Consider the following 15,402-nt stretch of genomic DNA (forward strand, 5'->3'; position numbering starts at 1 on the left):
GGCTCTTCGTCAGACTTCCTATTTTCACTTTGTGCTTTATACGCCCTCGTATCTTATGAAGGAATAGGACAAGGCAAGGAGCTGCAGATAGAACTGGCATTTATCAATACTCTATAAAAATCAACATCTGACTAGCTTCCACAATTGAGAATTGTGGAAGGTTGGAAATAGAACGAGCACAGCTCGCCCCTTTGAACCACTAGTTCGGACTAATGGTAGCTGAGGATTAGTGCATAATCCTTATTTCCAACCTTCAACAGTCCACAGGACTGTTGAAGCAAGGTGAGTTAACAACGTCAGATTTTGATTTTTGACGAGTAAAAGCGACTGAACGATGTCCTAACCCTTATTCATTCACTATAGTACAGCAAAAAACGCGCCAACACTCCTATGTCTCCATAGGGGCGTTGAAACGCGGTTCCACCCTAATTTATTACTTCATTTTGTTCTTAAAAACAGCTAGAAAGCGCCAATCACTCTTACTTCCGTTTGGCTTTCACTATCCCAAACTCGCTATAGGTTGTATCAAGAGACCCTCTTTCTTACATGTTAGTATAACAGAAAATTTCTCCGCTGTCTATTAAAAATTCATATGGTTTCTAAATTTAGAAGCTGTCATCTATCAGACAAAAGGCAGATTAGAAATTGACTTCATCAGGGTTATAGGCGCCTGTCACCCCTGTAATAGCTGTGATTGCGACCAAGTCTTTGTCGGACAACTGAAGATCTTCAAAATCTAAATTTTCTACGATTCGACTATCTGTCACCGATTTTGGCAAAGGTAAAAAACCTTGTGCCCATGACCAAGCTAGAGCAACTTGGGCTACTGTTTTCCCATATTTTTCAGCCAACGCAAGCATGGTTGGATGCGTAAATAATTCTCCACGACCAAGCGGACTCCAGGCTTCGATAACGATTTTTTTCTCACGGCAATAGGTCACAATCTCATCTTGGTAAACACCTGGTGCAAGACGAATTTGATTGACAGCAGGGACAATAGTTGCGGTTTTTAAGAGTTCATCCAGATGATGAATCATGAAATTGCTGACACCAATCGAGCGAATTTTCCCTTCTGCAACCAATTCTTCCATTGCCCGCCAAGCATCTGCATTTGCCTTTTGCCAGCGATCCCGAATACCTGCTGGATTTGGCCAATGAATAAGATACAAATCAAGATAGTCTAACTGTAATTTTTCCAGAGAGTCAGCAAAGGCTATTTTTGCTTCTTCATAGCCATGCGCATCGTTCCACAATTTTGTTGTAATATAGAGCTCTTCTCGTGCAATACCCGAATCCTTAATCGCACGTCCAATACTTTCTTCATTTCCATAAAAAGCTGCTGTATCAATATGACGATAGCCTACTGCTAAAGCCTTGCGCACTGCATTATAAACTTCTTCTCCATCCTTTGATAAATAGGTTCCAAAACCAAGAGCTGGAATGGTGAGACCATTATTCATTGTATAAGTCTTCATATTTTCCTCCACGATGTAATACTCATTTATACTCACGAAAATTTATAAATAGTCCAGGAAACTGCTCATAGCATAACGAGCTAACGAAGAATACTTTCAATTTTCAAGGAGTATATTTAGTATATCAAAAAACCAAGCATCTAGCTTGGTTTTACTTATGACTAATTTTTCGAGTAATCAAGTCACCCACAAATTGGATAACAAAGATAAAAATCAGAATAAGAAGTGTCGCAAGGAAAGTAACATCATCATTTGACCGCAGATAGCCATATGAAAGAGCCACTTGTCCCAAACCGCCTGCTCCGATTGCACCAGCCATAGCTGTGTAGCCCACAAGGGAAATCAAAGTTAGAGTGGTTACGCGAATCAAGTCTGGCAGCCCTTCACGGAAATAAACCATAATCAAATCACCAAAGGTTGCACCAGAAGCCTGTGCTGCTTCAATAACCCCTCCATCAAGCTCAGACAAAACAACTTGAACTTGACGAGCAAAGAAAGGATAGACCGATAGAGACAATGGCACTAAGGCAGCATTCATTCCGATAGAGGTTCCCACTATAGCCCTGGTTAATGGCGAAATAGCTGAGAGCAAAATGATAAAGGGAATTCCACGTAAAATAGAAGCAACCTTATCCAAAATCCAAAAGGCTACACGGTTTTCGGCAATCCCGCGAGGACCTGTTAAGACAAGGAACAAGCCTGAAATCAAGCCCATCGCCCCACCGATTCCAAAGGAAACAAAGGTCATATAAAAGGTACTGTAAATCGCTGTTCCCCAACCAGTTTGGCCACCCCAGCCCATTTTATAAATATGGGGAAAATTGGCCTGAATCCATGAAAGCACTTCATTCATCCTAATACTCTCCTTTCAAAATCGTCACCTCGACCTTAGCTGTCGTAACAGCTGTCAAGGCTTCGCGCAACTGTTCTCTATGTCCCGATAAAATCAAGACCATTTCGCCAACAGGGGTATGGTCTAAAATTTCAATGTTACCGTACAAAATATTTGCAGACACCTGATAGGTCTTGTATAAATCGTTGATAATGGCTGTATCCGTTGCAGAACCCGCATACTTGAACTGCACTAAGAGACTATCTTCAGGAAGATGTCGAACGATGTCTTGCTGATAAATTTTAACCAAGGCTTCATCAATTCCTGTTGCTGTTTTGATAAAGTCTTGTGTCAACGGCTCTTTTGGATGGGTGAAAATCTCCAAAACAGACCCCTCTTCGATTAGGCTACCGTCCTGCATGACAGCTACACGGTTACAAATATCCTTGACAATCTGCATTTCATGCGTAATCATGACAATGGTCAAGCCCAATTTTTCATTGAGTTCTTGCAACAAGGCCAAAATCTGCTTGGTTGTTTTTGGGTCAAGGGCAGATGTCGATTCATCTGAAATCAAAATCTTCGGATCATTTGCAAGGGCACGAGCAATGGCTACACGTTGCTTTTGACCACCGGATAATTGCGCTGGATAATTCTCTGCACGATCTGCCAAGCCAACCAAGTCCAATAGTTTAGCAACCTTGGCCTTCTTTTCTTCCTTAGACAAACCAGAATGTTTTAAGGCAAAGGCCACATTTTCAGCAGCCGTCATCTGAGCCATGAGATTGAAATGTTGAAAAATCATTCCAATTTCACGACGTTTGGTCCGCAATTGAGCTGAATTTAAGGTCACTTTATTCCCTTCAAAAATCACATCATCATTGATACAAATGCGACCAGCTGTTGGAACCTGCAAAAGATTAATCACCCGCACCAAGGTTGACTTTCCAGCACCAGAATAGCCAACAATCCCATAAATATCTCCTTGCTTAATATGAATCGTCACATCTTTTACCGCTTCAATTGTGCGTTTTTTTTGATGAAAGGTCACATCAATATGATCTAGTGTAATAATCTCCTTACTCATAACTTGCAATTAACTCCTCTACTAACTCAATATGGCTATAATAATCTGCAAGGCTAACATTTTCATCACCTGCATGATCGCGACTATTGGCATTTCCGATTCCAAAGCCTGCAATTGGTACACCTAAAGCATGAAAGACTGTATGCATTGGTCCAGTACCTGGTGAAGTTGGCAAAACAGCTACTCCTTCTGGTGTCAAGCGTTTTGCAAGCTCAATCACGTTCAAAATAGACGGAGCTGACATATCGCTACGGTAACTCATTTCTCCCAAAGTAAAAGTCACTTCAACCTGTTCAAAACCATGACTAACTAAGTGCTTGCGAATCTTATCCAAGACATCCTGCGGTTCTAAACCTGGTACGAGGCGAACTTCCATTTTAGCACTAGCCTCAGCAGGGATAATCGTTTTTACTCCTTGCCCTAAATAACCTGTTGAAAATCCTTCAATCGTAATAGACGGCTCGAAAAAGAGACGTTTTAAAAATGCTGCTCTCTCGGTTTCTAAAGTTGGTAAGGTCAATCCATAAAGCTCTGTCACTGACTCGCTACTTGCTAGAGCAAATTCTTCAACCAAAGCCAACTCGCGTTCATTTGGCTCTTCTACCTGTTCATAAATCCCTTCAACCAAAATACGACCATCACGATCTCGCATAGATTGCAGAGCTGCCATAAGGTGCCAGCTAGCTGAATCAATCACACCACCATAAGAGGAATGAATGTCTCGCTCTGCACTCTTAACCGCCACATCAAAGGTCACAATTCCCTTATTTCCACCAGCAATTTCCAGTTGACCTAAGATATTTCGAGCGCCCTGTTCCCAGACTAACAAATCAGCTCCAGCCAAGTGAGAACGGTGTTTTTCCAAATACTTATCCAAATCAACCGAAGCAGATTCTTCCGCACCTTCCATGATAAAGATGATATTGACAGGTAGTGTCTCATGATTAGCTAGGTATTTTTGGACAGCAGATAAGCGAGCTGTAATATGGCCCTTATCATCATCTACACCGCGACCATACATGTAACCGTTCCGCACACTGACTTCAAATGGTTGGTCTGTCCAAACCTGATCACCATCTGCTGGAACCGTATCATAGTGATTATAGAAAATCAGTGTTTTCGCATTTGGTGCTGAACTGGTAAAGGTTGCCATGACAAAAGGAGCTGCATAGCTATCATCCAAAATGACCTCGGCCCCTGCTTCTTCAAAGATTTCTTTCAGATAGGTCGCAACGTCCAACAAGCCAACTTGCTGGGCAAAAATCGATTTCTTTGAAATCAGCACTTTCAGTTTTTCAAAGTAAGCTTGTGCAATCGCATCTGCTTCGAATTTTTTGATTTGTTCCTCTTGTCTTGACATCGTTTCTCCTTACTGGATTACTACTTTCCAGCTTCTTTCTATCAATTGCTCTCCCAGACAATCCTTTTGACTGATGATATTCCTTTTCATTATATCATGATTTTCTCTCACGATACCCTTTTAAAATCAAGTGATTTTTATTTTAAAATGCCATGGGGAAAATCCACCATAGCATTTTGTATTTTTTACCAAACTGGCTCATCCATACCGTCAGAAGACTCTTCTACGACTTTTTTAACATCATCTGTGTGGTAGGCTTTGATTAATTCTTTAATCGCATCTGCTTTTGATGATTTTTCCCAATCACTCTTCGCTGCAATCAAGTTATACCATTGGTGTGAATTTTCATCTTTTTGCTCTTTGTAAAGGGCATTCTTATAATCAAGTCCCGCTTCACGAACAAAGGTATTATTAACAACTGCTGCTGCGACAGATGGAAGTGAGCTCGCTGTTTGGCTGGCATCCAATTCGGTTACTTTCAACTTTTTAGGATTTTCCTTGATATTAACCACTGTTGCTAATTCTGTACCAGATACATCTAGTTTAATCAAACCTGCTGCTTGAAGAAGGTAAAGGGCACGGCTTTCATTTGTTGGGTCATTTGGTACTGCGATTTCAGAACCATCTGGAATTTCATCAACAGATTTGTATTTGTTTTTTCCGTTTTCTGTACCTGAGTAGAGACGAATTGGAGCAATATAGGTATCAGCAACCGCTACTAGGTCTTCTCCATTTTCCTTGTTCCAGTTTTCCAAGAAATTATAGTGTTGGAAAGCATTGATGTCTACCTCATCTTCAGCAACTGCTTTATTTGGTTGTGAATAGTCTGTGAATTGAGTGAACTCTAATTTCACCTTATCACCAAGAAGCTCTTGAACCTTATCCCAACGCGCTTCTTCTGAATCGCTCAAACTCATCACACCAACACGAAGAACATTGTCATTCTTTGCTTCTTTGGAAGCTCCTGAACCACATGCTGCCAAGGCTGCAACTGAAACAAAAGCGACTACTGCTAAGCTAGCTAATTTTTTCAATTTCATAATTTTACACTCCTTAAAAATGAACTATACATAGCTTATCACAGGAGCGACTATTTGACCAATATAGAATTTTTATGTGCCACTTAAAAATCTTTTATAGCCCTTTTGTAAACTACATAGTTTTTAGCTATATCCTCAATGAAAGAAACTAGATAGCCAATGAATCACACCGTATCCCCAAACAAAGAGATAAAAACTTGCAAACCACAGAAGATAGGAAATCGGTTGGGCAAAGATTAAGCAAGCGCTGAAAAATAGGTATTTCTTGCGTTTGAGATAGAGAGAGCAAAGAAGGGCAAGGACACCGATAATCGGAACCAGCCAAACGATTGTAACCGTATGCCAATCTGCGGTAGCGAAAAATGGAGCTCGTACCACTTTAGGGGTAAAGAGCATTAAAACCGGTGCAATCCAGACGAAAAATCCCAGCCCGATAAGATGAGCCGTATGTTTTTTAATAAAAAGAGAATAAGAGTGTGACATAGGAAACCTCCTTTAGACGAAGAAAATAAGAAAAATCTGAAGTGCGATTGAAATTGGAAAAGCTAGTAAAAGCATTAGACTCGGTAGCATCCACTTCTTTTCTTTGAAATAAAGAGAAAATGGAAAGCTGAGCGCGCCTACCATCGGCAAAATAAACAAGGTCACAACATAACCCCAACCAAGATGATTTTGCGTTGTAATGGTCAACTCGTCTGGAAGAAAGAAGGGACTAATCCAGAAAAGAAAAACCAAAATGATGAGCAGGGGATAATATTTTTTAATATGAGGTAGAGCAGATTCAAACATGGTACAGCCTCCTTCCATCAAGTTAAGCTAGAAACACGAACCCTCTTTACCTATAGTCTATTCCTAAGACTAGAAAAAAGCCACTAGATATGGGCACTAAAGTGTGACAGCGGATACAAAAAGAAAGTGAGGCCAAGCTCACCTTTCAAGTCTGGACTTCCCTCACTTTTCCCTATTTTCCAATCATCACTTACAACTGATGAACCAGATAGTCAAACAACTGTCGGTTACTGTCACAATCTCTGCATAAAAATTCTGGATGCCACTGAACTGCTAAAATCGGTAATCTCCCACGCCCTTCTATAGCTTCAATAGTCCCATCACGCGGATCACGAGCCGTCACCTTTAACACAGGCGCTAAATCCTTGATACTTTGATGATGAAAAGAATTGATTTGGCTCCCCTCAGCAAAGAGTTGACTCACACGACTGTTTGGTCTTACCTGCAAACCATGCGATGTTCCCTCTAATTGTGGCTGCCAATGGTGTTTGACGTCTTGCTTCAAACTACCACCTAGCGCAACATTTAACAGTTGCATACCACGACAAACGGCAAAAATTGGTTTTTCTTGTTTCAGTGCTTCTTTGATTAAGGCTAGTTCAAACTGATCACGCGCCAGTAGATAATCATCACTATTGACTGACTGCTCTTCACCATAAAATTGTGGACTGACATGCTGTCCTCCTGAGAGAATTAATTTATCAATCATCTGAACATAATCTTTCGCCATTTCAGGTGTCCCAATTGGAATGACAATTGGCAGACCACCCGCAGTTTTCACCCCTTCAGCCAAATCCTTCGCAACTGCAACATAGGTCAAGCCAGACATCGGTGGCAGCTCCTTTTCATTTCCTGTAATCCCGACAATCACTTTTTTCATTGCGCCACCTCTTTCCTTTGATTTGTATCCTATACTATCATGCGCCACTCTCTCTGTCTAATATAGATGTTTTATCAACTCTTTAAAAATTTTTATCTTTTGGAATAAATAGCCTCAGCTTGCATCACTTTTCATCTCATCTTATGTGTAATCTTTTTTAAAAACTATACCATTTTCTCTATTTTACTGAAATAATACAAAATGTTCTATAGTTTTTAGCTATATCTATTCCTAATCATTTTCAATTATACAAATGCTCCATTTTCTGTTAGGATAGTGTCAAGAATAAGATTGGAGGCGCTTTTATGGCAACAAGTATCGTTGGTTTCCCACGGTTGGGAGAATTTCGTGAATTAAAATTTACAACGGAAAAATATTTCAGAGGAGAAATCGAAGAAGCAGCATTAGTAGAAACAGCAAAGGAACTTCGTAGGAAACATTGGAATTTGGTGAAGAAAGCAGGTATTTCTGAAATTCCAAGTAATGACTTCTCCCATTATGACAACGTTTTAGACACCGCATTTCTCCTCAATGTCGTGCCAAAAGCCGTACAAGACTTGGACTTAACGGACTTGGAACGTTACTTTGCTCTTGCACGTGGCTATCAGGGAGAAAAAGGGGATGTCCGGGCACTACCGATGAAAAAATGGTTTAATACGAACTACCACTACATCGTACCAAAATTTGAAAAAGAGACGAAAGTAGAACTGGCTAGCCAGAAAATTTTTGAGGAATTTACAGAAGCAAAAGATCAAGGGTTACTAACACGTCCTGTTCTGATTGGACCATTTACCTTCCTCCAATTAGCAGACTATGAAGAAGGTACGGTAGCTACTGATTATCTGAATGACATTGTCACTACCTATCAAGCAGTCTTTGAAAGATTAGCAGAACTTGGGGCTGAAAAGATTCAACTTGATGAGCCGAGCTTGGTCAAGGATTTATCGCCTGAAGAAAAGACCCTTTTCCTAACGATTTACAAGCAACTCTTAGCAGATAAGAAGGGCTTGGCCATTCTCCTACAAACCTACTTTGGGGATGTGCGTGATGTGTACGCTGACTTGATTGCCTTGCCAATTGACGGCTTAGGACTTGACTTTGTTGAAGGGAAAAAGACGCTTGATCTCGTCTCAACAGGATTCCCTTCTGATAAGGTACTCTACGCGGGAATTGTCAACGGAAAAAACATCTGGCGTAATGACTACGCAAACAGTCTAGCGATTTTAGAAAAAATCCCTGCTGACAAGGTTCATTTAACGACCTCTTGCTCACTGCTACACGTCCCATTTACAACTGCTAATGAAGAATTGGAAGAAGATATCCTCCAACACTTTGCCTTTGCAGTCGAAAAATTAGCCGAGTTACGTGATTTGGATACCATCCTCGCTGGTGGTGGTACAGATAGTTTGGCTGCGAACAAAGCCTTATTTACCAGAGAACGAGTTGGAAAAAATATTGGTTTAGCAAATCGTATCGCCAGCTTAACCGATCAAGACTATACTCGTCTGCCAGCTTTTTCAGAGCGTGAAAAATTACAAGCAGAGCGCTTGAATTTGCCAAATTTACCAACGACAACCATTGGTTCTTTCCCACAAACAGCTGAAGTACGTGATACACGCCTCGCTTTCAGAAAGGGAAATATTTCAGCCCAAGCCTACGATGCATTTGTCGCAAAACAGATTGATGATTGGATTCACTGGCAGGAAGAAGTTGACTTTGACGTTTTGGTCCATGGTGAATTTGAACGCAACGATATGGTGGAATACTTTGGACAAAACCTATCTGGCTACCTCTTTAGTAAGAACGGTTGGGTTCAATCTTACGGTATGCGTGGCGTAAAACCCCCGATTATTTGGGGAGATGTCACTCGCTTGCAACCCATTACTGTAAAATGGTCTAGCTATGCGCAAAGCAGGACAAACAAACCTGTCAAAGGTATGCTAACTGGTCCGGTCACTATTCTCAACTGGTCCTTCCCTCGTGAAGACATTTCCATAAAAGAATCTACCCTACAGATTGCACTGGCTATAAAAGAAGAAGTCTTGGATTTGGAAGCAGCGGGGATCAAGATTATCCAGATTGATGAAGCTGCACTACGTGAAAAATTGCCACTGCGTAGAAGCGACTGGTACGAGGATTACCTCGATTGGGCTATTCCAGCCTTCCGATTGGTGCATGCAACTGTCGCACCAGATACACAAATTCACACCCACATGTGCTACAGTGAATTTACTGATATTATTCCTGCTATTGACAATATGGATGCAGATGTCATTTCATTTGAAGCAAGTCGATCAAATCTCGTGATTTTGGACGAATTAAAAGCACAGAATTTCCAAACACAGGTTGGTCCTGGAGTCTATGATATCCATTCACCACGCGTGCCAGCTGAAGGGGAAATTGACCAGACCATTCAAGCTATTCTGGCAAAAGTCCCTGGTCGCAAAGTTTGGATCAATCCTGACTGTGGACTTAAAACACGTGGAATCAAAGAAACGCGGGAAAGTCTCGTTCGGCTTGTCGAAGCCGCCAAATCCGCTCGGCAAAAAATTCAGCAGTAACAAGAGGAGAGAACCTCGTTTTCTCCTCTCTTATCAGAAAGGAAAAAACAATGGTTGTTCAGAATCCCAGACTCTCATTTGAAGTTTTCCCGCCAAATCCAGCAGCAGGAAATGAAAAAATTTTCGCGGCTTTAAGAGATATGCAGGATTTGTGCCCTCATTTTATCAGCGTGACCGCCAGTAATAATAAGTTCAATCTCGAAGAAACAACTGTTTGCTTGGCCAATTATATTCAAAATGACCTGGGAATTCCGTCTATTGCACATTTACCAGCTATCTATCTGACCAAGGATCAGGTTGCTAACATTTTAACCTCCCTTGATCAGATTGGGGTGCATAAAATCTTGGCCCTGCGAGGGGATATTATTCCTCATGTAGCTCCGCAAAAAGATTTTCAGTATGCAACTGATTTGATTTCTTTTATCAAGGCAGAAGCACCTCATTTTGATATTATCGGGGCTTGTTATCCTGAAAGTCATCCAGATTCTCCTAGTCAGATTGCCGATATTAAGCATTTGAAAAAAAAGGTGGATGCCGGCTGTTCAACTCTTGTAACTCAACTATTTTTTGACAATGAAGTCTTTTATGATTTTCAAGAGAAGTGCCATTTAGCGGACATTGAAGTCCCGATTTTGGCAGGCATTATGCCCATCATCAACCGCAATCAGGCTCTACGCTTGCTGAACACTTGTGAAAATATCCGCTTACCACGGAAATTTCGTGCGATTTTAGACAAGTATGAACACGACCCTGAGTCCTTAAAGGCAGCAGGTTTGGCTTATGCTATCGACCAAATTGTGGACTTGGTAACGCAGGATGTAGCAGGCATTCACCTCTACACGATGAACAATGCAGAAACAGCCCGTTATATCCACGATGCGACCTATTCGCTCTTCAACCATTCCACTGTATAGCTCAAACATTGATTCCATTCCCCTTTCTATTTTCTTGATAGAGAGGGGATTTTGCGTTACAATAGAGCTATGATTACTAAAGAATTTGATACAATCGCAGCCATCTCTACTCCTCTTGGAGAAGGGGCTATCGGCATTGTCCGCTTATCTGGGAGTGAGGCAATTACGATTGCAAACCGCGTTTTTAAAGAAAAAAATCTTCAGGAAGTAGCCAGCCATACCATTCATTACGGGCATATTCTTGATCCTCTTGCAGACATCGTGGTCGATGAGGTCATGGTATCTGTCATGAAAGCGCCAAAGACCTTTACACGAGAAAACATTGTGGAAATCAATACCCATGGTGGAATTGCTGTTACCAATGAAATTCTCCAACTAGTCATCCGTCAAGGAGCACGACTAGCAGAACCCGGTGAATTTACAAAACGTGCCTTTTTAAATGGCCGTGTTGATCTCACTCAGGCAGAAGCTGTTATGGATATTATCCGAGCTAAGACAGATAAGGCTATGCATCAAGCTGTTCAACAGTTAGACGGCTCGCTTTCTACCCTCATCAATAATACCAGACAGGAAATTCTAAATACCCTAGCTCAGGTCGAGGTTAATATTGACTATCCTGAATACGACGATGTCGAAGAAGCTACAACCGAGCTAGTTCGTGAGAAAACCATGGAATTTCAAGCCTTGCTAGAACGCCTCCTCAAAACAGCACGCCGAGGCAAAATTCTACGTGAGGGCATTGCAACAGCTATTATTGGACGTCCTAATGTTGGCAAATCAAGTTTATTAAACAATCTCCTACGAGAGGATAAGGCTATTGTCACTGACATCGAGGGAACAACACGCGACATCATCGAAGAATATGTCAACATCAACGGTGTCCCCCTCAAACTGATTGATACCGCAGGGATTCGTGAGACTGACGATTTAGTAGAAAAAATTGGAGTAGAGCGCTCCAAAAAAGCCCTCGAAGAAGCTGATTTAGTTCTTCTAGTCTTAAATGCTAGTGAGCCCTTAACAGAACAAGATCGCCAGTTGCTCGCAATCAGTCACGACAGCAATCGAATCGTTCTCCTAAACAAGACGGACCTACCGATTCAAATTGAGCAAGACCAGCTACCTGCGGATACTATTGCCATTTCTGTCCTAAATAATCAAAACATTGACCAGATTGAAGAACGAATCAATCAACTCTTCTTTGAAAATGCAGGACTCGTTGAACAAGATGCCACCTACCTCTCCAATGCCCGACACATCTCCCTCATTGAACAAGCCGTAGAGGCCTTAAAGGCGGTAAATGACGGACTTGAAATGGGCATGCCTGTTGATCTGCTTCAAGTCGATTTAACGCGTTGCTGGCAAATTCTTGGTGAAATTACTGGAGATGCTGCACCAGATGAGCTGATTACCCAACTCTTTAGCCAATTCTGTTTAGGAAAATAGACGTTCAAAGGAGACTCCAACTACTTGTATTGGGATCAGGAATCCTATTATCCTATTGAACAACTATGCCTTACACGGGTAAAAAATTGGCGTATAATGTAAGTGTGCATCATGTTTTACAATGTTAAAAAAGAAACTTTAGTATATTTAAAAAATTCAAAGTAACAGGATTCAATGATTTAGTCTGGGAAATAAAGTAATGTAATCATAAAATTCATAGGAGGTTGCTATGATTGTACTAACCAATGACCGCTTGCGGGTGGAAATTTCTGAACCTGGTGAGCGTCCGAATGATACTTTCCGCTTTGACAGGGCAGGATTCATTTCGGAAGTTACGCTTGACGGAGATACCCATTTTTGTGCCAATGAGCCCATGAACTTGCGCCATTTGTCTTCTGGTGGTCGAGGACTTTGTTGTGAATTTAGTGGAGATTTCAGCTCTGGAGCTACCGTTGGCGAATTTTTCCCGAAATTAGGCGTTGGGCTCATCAAGCAGGATTCAGATTTAGGCTACCAATTTGCTCATAAGTATGATGAGGTTGAGCCTTATCCTGTAACGATGAAACACACGCAGACTAGTGCCAGTTTTGTCACGAAGGCAGTGCCTTGCCTCGGTATCGCAGCTACTATTAAAAAAACCATCATCATCGAGGAAAATCGAGTGACTCTGAAAGCCACTATCACCAATGTCGGGGATAAGGTCATCGAGACCGAAGAATATTGTCATAATTTCCTTAGCATTGACGGTATGGCTATTTCACCTGACTACCGCTTGGAATTGCCTGATATGCCTGACTTGGGTCAGCAGGGACTGGAAGGTTTCGGCGGTTATGACCACAATAATTTTGTAGCAGATGGCAAAGCTATCGCTTTTAAGCAATGCGAGACGGATGTGTCACTCAGTGTTTTGCCCATTCCCAAGACAGACAAGACCACCTTCACATGGACACTACTCCACAAGGGGGCTAAGGCCAGCGTGACAGGAATCGATGAAGTCCAACCGACTAGCCTCCTACTCTGGGCAACTGATCATATCGTCAGCCCAGAGATTATCCAAAAAATCACTGTTGCACCCGGCCAATCCTTTAACTGGAAACGCAGCTGGATTTTTGAAGCTGAACCACGGTGGTAAAGCTATAGAGGCTCTGCAGACGGTAAATGTGGGACTTGAAATAGAAAGCCTGTCGACTTGCTCCAAGTGAATTTGATCCACTGCTGGCAGATTCTCGGAGAAAGCACAGGAGGAACTGCACCCAAAGAGCTGATGCCCAGCTCTTTTTCCCATTCTGTTTAGAAAAATAGGAGGATACCATGTCTGTCAAACTGATTGCCCATGCTTTGATTAAAAAGGAACACAGCTACCTTGTCCTCAAACGTTCTAGTATCAAACGAGGAAAAGCCAATGTTTACCCAAACTACTGGGATATTCCTGGAGGCAGTGTCGAATTACATGAATTACCTCAGGCTGCTGCTCTTCGGGAGACACTTGAAGAAGCCAATCAAGTCATCACGATTACTGGCATTCTCCACGAAGATAGCCAGTTTGATTCTGATAAACAGACCGTTTTTACACGATTGGTCTACGCCGCTCACCTAAAAGAGAAATGCCCTATTGAGCTTGACCCAGAAGAACACACCGATTTCCGCTGGATTAAATCTTTGGAGGAATTAGAGGGAGAACAGATTGTACCTTATCTCTACGACCTTATCCCAACTGCTCCTAGAAAAGGACAATATAGTGAATTGAATAGAGGTGAAGATAGCGTTAAGTCGCTTTGATAAAAAAGGAACACCGCTGCCTTGTCCTTAAACGTTCTAATATCAAACGAGGAAAAGCCAATGTTTACCCTCAAAATCAGGCTTTGCAACCTTCTACAAAAATATAAAACAAATAAATTGGAGAGAACATATGAAGTTTACCGTTAAAGAAATAAAAGATAAAGCAGAAAAGGAAAAGATTTCTAAGGAAATTCTTTACGATCTTCCAGAGTGGTTTGGCATGCCAGAAAGCACAGAAGAATATGTCACTGATTCACAAGACAAACCTTTCTTGGCTTCTTTTTATCAAGATGAAATTGTCGGATTTATAGTTTTAAATACTACAAGTCCAGACTGTGCAGACATATTTGTAATGGGAATCAAAAAGAAGTTCCACCGACAAGGTGCAGCAACACAATTAAATGAAGAGTATGAAAAACTAGCTAAGAAATTGGGGTACCTATATTCCCAAGTGAAAACAGTTCAATCTGGCCACTATAAAGAATATGATATTACAAATAGTTTTTATACTTCGGTAGGTTATAAGGAGTTAGAAGTATTTCCAACATTATGGGATGAATGGAACCCTTGCCAAATTTACATTAAATATTTAGGGAATTAAACATATCAATAATAAGCCTCCAGACGTAACTTAAATATAATTTCTGTCAGTATTGATTTGACTGTACGATTTTACAGGCGAAAGTGTTGAAGTGAGCAAATTGCTACAAGACATTGCGCTACGTGAAACCCTCGAAGAAGCCAATCAAGTCATCACGATTACTGGCATTCTCCACGAAGATAGCCAGTTTGATTCTGATAAACAGACCGTTTTTACACGATTGGTCTACGCCGCTCACCTAAAGGAGGAATACCCTATTGAGCTTGATCCAGAAGAACACACCGATTTCCGCTGGATTAAATCTTTGGAGGAATTAGAAGGAGAACAGATTGTCCCTTATTTATATAGCCTGATTCCAACTGTTTCTGGGAGCAGTCAATGATATAGTGGATTGAGAACTGAACACGGACTAAGAGCTGTGTAAAAAAAGAGACGCAGATGTTCCAGCTTTAGCTGGTTACAGCTGAGGCGCCCCCTTTAGGGATAGATTTCCTTGAGACTGGTACAGACTCCCATCGTCCATCTCCTATCTTACCGTAGCTATTACGAGCTTGCCCGTTCTACAGATACGGATGCCCTAGGGGTATACTTTGCTCTTGACGTCCTTTGTATCTTATGAAACTGAACTCGGGCTAAGCACT

15 protein-coding genes are annotated in these 15,402 nt (G+C 41.4%); 7 read left to right on the forward strand and 8 right to left on the reverse strand.

Annotated features, from left to right (window positions below):
* Positions 1 to 638: 638 nt before the first annotated feature.
* The 8 genes from A4H00_RS01360 to A4H00_RS01395 form a co-directional block, all read right to left on the reverse strand.
* Positions 639 to 1,475, reverse strand: coding sequence for an aldo/keto reductase (locus A4H00_RS01360; protein WP_067086405.1), 837 nt, complete (start codon positions 1,473 to 1,475; stop codon positions 639 to 641).
* Positions 1,476 to 1,626: 151 nt separating this feature from the next.
* Positions 1,627 to 2,319 (reverse strand): methionine ABC transporter permease, encoded by a 693-nt coding sequence (locus tag A4H00_RS01365; RefSeq protein WP_067091361.1) that lies wholly within the window; start codon positions 2,317 to 2,319, stop codon positions 1,627 to 1,629.
* Between the two features lie 10 nt (positions 2,320 to 2,329).
* Complete coding sequence (locus A4H00_RS01370) at positions 2,330 to 3,394, reverse strand: methionine ABC transporter ATP-binding protein (RefSeq protein WP_067086407.1); 1,065 nt, start codon at positions 3,392 to 3,394, stop codon at positions 2,330 to 2,332.
* Positions 3,387 to 4,754 carry a M20/M25/M40 family metallo-hydrolase gene (locus tag A4H00_RS01375; protein WP_067086409.1) on the reverse strand — a complete coding sequence of 456 codons (1,368 nt, stop codon included), beginning with the start codon at positions 4,752 to 4,754 and terminating at the stop codon, positions 3,387 to 3,389. Before A4H00_RS01375 ends, A4H00_RS01370 begins: the two co-directional genes overlap by 8 nt.
* Before the next feature lie 185 nt (positions 4,755 to 4,939).
* Entirely contained in the window at positions 4,940 to 5,794 is an 855-nt protein-coding gene (locus A4H00_RS01380) for a MetQ/NlpA family ABC transporter substrate-binding protein (RefSeq protein ID WP_067086412.1), read from the reverse strand.
* A 135-nt stretch (positions 5,795 to 5,929) separates the two neighbouring features.
* Positions 5,930 to 6,277, reverse strand: coding sequence for a hypothetical protein (locus tag A4H00_RS01385; RefSeq protein ID WP_067086414.1), 348 nt, complete (start codon positions 6,275 to 6,277; stop codon positions 5,930 to 5,932).
* A gap of 12 nt (positions 6,278 to 6,289) precedes the next feature.
* Complete coding sequence (locus A4H00_RS01390; protein WP_067086418.1) at positions 6,290 to 6,583, reverse strand: hypothetical protein; 294 nt, start codon at positions 6,581 to 6,583, stop codon at positions 6,290 to 6,292.
* 190 nt (positions 6,584 to 6,773) lie between these two features.
* Positions 6,774 to 7,463 carry a gamma-glutamyl-gamma-aminobutyrate hydrolase family protein gene (locus A4H00_RS01395; RefSeq protein ID WP_067086421.1) on the reverse strand — a complete coding sequence of 230 codons (690 nt, stop codon included), beginning with the start codon at positions 7,461 to 7,463 and terminating at the stop codon, positions 6,774 to 6,776.
* A gap of 305 nt (positions 7,464 to 7,768) precedes the next feature.
* Between A4H00_RS01395 and metE the strand changes: the two genes are divergently transcribed.
* From metE to A4H00_RS01430, 7 genes are all read left to right on the forward strand, one after another.
* Entirely contained in the window at positions 7,769 to 10,024 is a 2,256-nt protein-coding gene (metE, locus tag A4H00_RS01400) for a 5-methyltetrahydropteroyltriglutamate--homocysteine S-methyltransferase (protein ID WP_067086424.1), read from the forward strand.
* Between the two features lie 50 nt (positions 10,025 to 10,074).
* Complete coding sequence (gene metF / locus A4H00_RS01405) at positions 10,075 to 10,938, forward strand: methylenetetrahydrofolate reductase [NAD(P)H] (protein WP_067086427.1); 864 nt, start codon at positions 10,075 to 10,077, stop codon at positions 10,936 to 10,938.
* A gap of 69 nt (positions 10,939 to 11,007) precedes the next feature.
* The gene (gene mnmE / locus A4H00_RS01410; RefSeq protein ID WP_067086429.1) at positions 11,008 to 12,381 is read left to right on the forward strand and encodes a tRNA uridine-5-carboxymethylaminomethyl(34) synthesis GTPase MnmE; all 1,374 of its coding nucleotides are present in this window, start codon (positions 11,008 to 11,010) and stop codon (positions 12,379 to 12,381) included.
* A 229-nt stretch (positions 12,382 to 12,610) separates the two neighbouring features.
* The gene (locus tag A4H00_RS01415) at positions 12,611 to 13,513 is read left to right on the forward strand and encodes a hypothetical protein (RefSeq protein WP_067086432.1); all 903 of its coding nucleotides are present in this window, start codon (positions 12,611 to 12,613) and stop codon (positions 13,511 to 13,513) included.
* Positions 13,514 to 13,692: 179 nt separating this feature from the next.
* A complete protein-coding gene (locus A4H00_RS01420) occupies positions 13,693 to 14,160 on the forward strand; it encodes an NUDIX hydrolase (protein ID WP_082815568.1) in 468 nt (155 codons plus the stop codon).
* 130 nt (positions 14,161 to 14,290) lie between these two features.
* Entirely contained in the window at positions 14,291 to 14,761 is a 471-nt protein-coding gene (locus tag A4H00_RS01425; protein WP_067086435.1) for a GNAT family N-acetyltransferase, read from the forward strand.
* A 91-nt stretch (positions 14,762 to 14,852) separates the two neighbouring features.
* A complete protein-coding gene (locus A4H00_RS01430; RefSeq protein ID WP_067086438.1) occupies positions 14,853 to 15,143 on the forward strand; it encodes an NUDIX hydrolase in 291 nt (96 codons plus the stop codon).
* The last annotated feature ends 259 nt before the right edge of the window (positions 15,144 to 15,402 follow it).

The organism is Streptococcus marmotae, assembly GCF_001623565.1.
Classification (GTDB): Bacteria; Bacillota; Bacilli; order Lactobacillales; family Streptococcaceae; genus Streptococcus; species Streptococcus marmotae.

Excerpts from the sequence above, each read along its gene's own strand:
- metE (WP_067086424.1), top strand. The coding sequence starts at position 7,769 with ATGGCAACAAGTATCGTTGGTTTCCCACGGTTGGGAGAATTTCGTGAA.
- A4H00_RS01390 (WP_067086418.1), bottom strand. The coding sequence starts at position 6,583 with ATGTTTGAATCTGCTCTACCTCATATTAAAAAATATTATCCCCTGCTC.
- metF (WP_067086427.1), top strand. The coding sequence starts at position 10,075 with ATGGTTGTTCAGAATCCCAGACTCTCATTTGAAGTTTTCCCGCCAAAT.
- A4H00_RS01360 (WP_067086405.1), bottom strand. The coding sequence starts at position 1,475 with ATGAAGACTTATACAATGAATAATGGTCTCACCATTCCAGCTCTTGGT.
- A4H00_RS01420 (WP_082815568.1), top strand. The coding sequence starts at position 13,693 with ATGTCTGTCAAACTGATTGCCCATGCTTTGATTAAAAAGGAACACAGC.
- A4H00_RS01385 (WP_067086414.1), bottom strand. The coding sequence starts at position 6,277 with ATGTCACACTCTTATTCTCTTTTTATTAAAAAACATACGGCTCATCTT.
- A4H00_RS01375 (WP_067086409.1), bottom strand. The coding sequence starts at position 4,754 with ATGTCAAGACAAGAGGAACAAATCAAAAAATTCGAAGCAGATGCGATT.
- A4H00_RS01415 (WP_067086432.1), top strand. The coding sequence starts at position 12,611 with ATGATTGTACTAACCAATGACCGCTTGCGGGTGGAAATTTCTGAACCT.
- A4H00_RS01380 (WP_067086412.1), bottom strand. The coding sequence starts at position 5,794 with ATGAAATTGAAAAAATTAGCTAGCTTAGCAGTAGTCGCTTTTGTTTCA.
- A4H00_RS01395 (WP_067086421.1), bottom strand. The coding sequence starts at position 7,463 with ATGAAAAAAGTGATTGTCGGGATTACAGGAAATGAAAAGGAGCTGCCA.
- A4H00_RS01370 (WP_067086407.1), bottom strand. The coding sequence starts at position 3,394 with ATGAGTAAGGAGATTATTACACTAGATCATATTGATGTGACCTTTCAT.
- A4H00_RS01425 (WP_067086435.1), top strand. The coding sequence starts at position 14,291 with ATGAAGTTTACCGTTAAAGAAATAAAAGATAAAGCAGAAAAGGAAAAG.
- mnmE (WP_067086429.1), top strand. The coding sequence starts at position 11,008 with ATGATTACTAAAGAATTTGATACAATCGCAGCCATCTCTACTCCTCTT.